At 39.4% G+C, this 2,722-nt stretch carries 3 protein-coding genes; all 3 read left to right on the top strand.

What is annotated here, in order from left to right:
• The first annotated feature begins 59 nt into the window (after positions 1-59).
• Entirely contained in the window at positions 60-1,034 is a 975-nt protein-coding gene (locus LAY57_RS35280) for a hypothetical protein (protein ID WP_249072108.1), read from the top strand.
• 17 nt (positions 1,035-1,051) lie between these two features.
• Complete coding sequence (locus LAY57_RS35275) at positions 1,052-2,008, top strand: pentapeptide repeat-containing protein (protein ID WP_249072105.1); 957 nt, start codon at positions 1,052-1,054, stop codon at positions 2,006-2,008.
• Between the two features lie 134 nt (positions 2,009-2,142).
• Positions 2,143-2,670, top strand: a complete 528-nt coding sequence (locus LAY57_RS35270; protein WP_420839197.1) for a pentapeptide repeat-containing protein — start codon at positions 2,143-2,145, stop codon at positions 2,668-2,670.
• Positions 2,671-2,722 lie beyond the last annotated feature (52 nt).

The following is a 2,722-nucleotide window of genomic DNA, read 5'->3' as shown; positions in this document are numbered from 1 at the left end:
CAAACTTTCAATGAAGACCAGTTAACGACAAATTTTGGGCAGCCACAAAAGCACGGTCTTTGACCGTGCTGAGTATAACTGGTGCTATCCTCACTGGTGCCTGTATCGAAAATTGGATTATTTCTCGAACTACAAAACTAGATGCAGTTGAATGTGATTACATCTATATGCGTCAGGATACAGACGATAATCGCGATCCGAATCGAATTCCCACCCAAGGAAATTTTCAAAAGAACGAATTTATTAGTTTTATCCAGTCTCTTCTGGATACCCTCGACCTTTATCACGACCTCCTCAACCCCTTAGCGGCTGTTATCGTCCTCAAAAAGTTGTCTGAAAAATATCAGGAAACTTTGCAAATCGTTGGTTTAGAGAAGCGAGGCAATGGCATTATTATTAAATTGAAAACCTTTAATTCAATCAACCACGAGGTACTCAGGCAAGAATATTATGCGGAATACGAAGAAGCTTTGAAACAGCCATTAGCAAATCGTCCTCTTTCGCCTGACCATGATTTTATAAACGCCAAGGTTTCAGAATTATCAAATTTAGTAGAAGAAATTAAACGCCATCCCACCACAACTATCAAATATATTTATAGTGATGGAATTGTCATCACTGGCGGTAATGTGAATCTTAATGTCGATCGAACTGTCAGTCAAGGAGTTAACCCATTGTCTAGCGGTCGAACAATTATAGGTTTTGACGATCTTTATCAAGAGGTGAGTATTGCTATTAACCAAATAGGAAACTTCCGCCAATTTTCTGTTAATTACATCACCGTTTTAAGAAAATTAGCAGAAGCGCTCGCCACCGAACCAAACCTAGAACCAGAAGATAAGGTCGAAGCATTGGAACAACTAGAAGTATTTATCGCAGTATGGCAAAACCCAAAAACTGTAGAAACGCAAAAGAATGTAAATATAGCTATCAAGTTTTTTAAAGGTTTGGCATTAGAATTTCCCAACGCTAAACAATTTGGTGAAGCGTGCGATCGGTTATTGCCAGCGATCGCCACCCTATTAAGTAAATAACCCCAAAATTACTTTTTATGCCCCAAGACTTCCACCGCCAGAATCTCCAAGGTTACTCCTTCAAAGGACAAGACCTCACCGATGCCAACTTCTCTCATTGTGAAATCCAGGGAGTTGATTTTACCAATGCTATTCTCATCCGGGCTAACTTCAGCAAGGCCCAAACAGGCATACCATCAGGATGGATAACAGGTTTAGCCATAATTTCCTTCATTTTAGCCATAACATCAGGATTGGTAACATTAACCTTTGGGGGTGGCATGGTTGGAATGATCTTCACTTTTGGAGAACTTCCAATCACATTTTTTACTGTAGTAATGTTGGCAACTTTTACAGTTTTTGTTATTTTTATAAATTCACGGGGTTTAGGAGCAGCAATTTGGGCTTTAATTGCTGCTTTACCTGTGTCTATGGTTCTCCTTTTAGTGATGTCTCTGGTAGGTGGTTTAAGTGGGTTTGTACCAGGAAAAAGTGTTACTGTTGTAGCGATCGCTTTTGTAGGCGGAATAGCTGGAGCGATCGCAGCAGTTATGTGCCTAACGGGAGCAATATTTTTGGCTACATCAGTAACTATCGCCGGGGTTGCGTGTAGGAGTGCGGCAATAATTGTAGCTGTAGCTGGAGCAATAAGTATGCTATTAGTTACGGTTGGAACTGTACCGATGGCAATGGCACAGTCGGGAGGTAATCTTTTTTCTACCGATGGACTTATTGCTGTGAACAAAATTATGGCTGAATTTGTGAATGACAAAATTACAGCTACCGAAACTTGGGCGAAAATTTTCGCTTTAGCTGGTGCTGGTGTAGGTACAGCAACTGTATTAGCAATGATAGCTGTAACATTACCTGCACTGATTTTGGGTAGCTACATTGCTTGGCGAGCTTTGGCGGGAGATGTGCATTATAATTTCATTCTCAGGGTTGCTGTTAATTTAGCAAGCAAAAGAGGTACTAATTTCAGTGGGCTAATTTAACTGATGCTAACTTTACTAATGCAATTCTCAAAAGCGCTGATTTCAGAAAGGCTAATTTAACTCGAACTTGCTGGAGAAAAACTAAAAAACTTGAACGTGCGCGTCTTGATGGTACTTATCTAGAAGATTTCCAAATCCGGCAATTAGTAATTACAGGACAAGGACGCGATCGCAACTTTGATAATCGAAATTTAGAGGGAGTTAATTTGTTAGGTGCTAACCTAGCTGAGACTAGATTTATTGGTGCTAATCTCTGCAAAGCTAACTTACAACAAGCTGATTTATCGGGAGCAATTTTGGTGCGATCGCAGCTAGAACTAGCAAACCTCACAGGTGTTAACCTCACAGGTGCTTGCATTGAAAATTGGGGAGTCACAAAAACCACCAAACTCGATGGAATTATCTGTAAACACATATTTTTAAGTTTTGTCAATGAAGACAAACGAAATCGCCTCCCCTCAGAAGGAGAATTTCCAGAAGGTGAATTTACTCAATTTGTTAAATCTATCTTAGACAGCTTTGACCTTTTTCAAAATCGCGAGCTTAATCCTAAAGCAGCTATCAGCACTTTGCAAGGATTGGCTGATAAATACCAAGAAATTATAGAAATTCTTGGTTTAGAAAATAGAGATAATAATACAGCGGTTCCCGCTGTATTGTGATACACTCAAATAATAAACAACAAAAATATTTCTCAATGAAACCATTTTCAAT

This window comes from Argonema antarcticum A004/B2, from assembly GCF_023333585.1.
GTDB lineage: Bacteria > Cyanobacteriota > Cyanobacteriia > Cyanobacteriales > Aerosakkonemataceae > Argonema > Argonema antarcticum.
Note: the sequence above shows the minus strand (reverse complement) of the source record. Positions and strands in the feature narration are given on the sequence as shown.

Coding starts and splice junctions, on each gene's coding strand:
- LAY57_RS35275 (WP_249072105.1), top strand. CDS start 1,052: ATGCCCCAAGACTTCCACCGCCAGAATCTCCAAGGTTACTCCTTCAAA.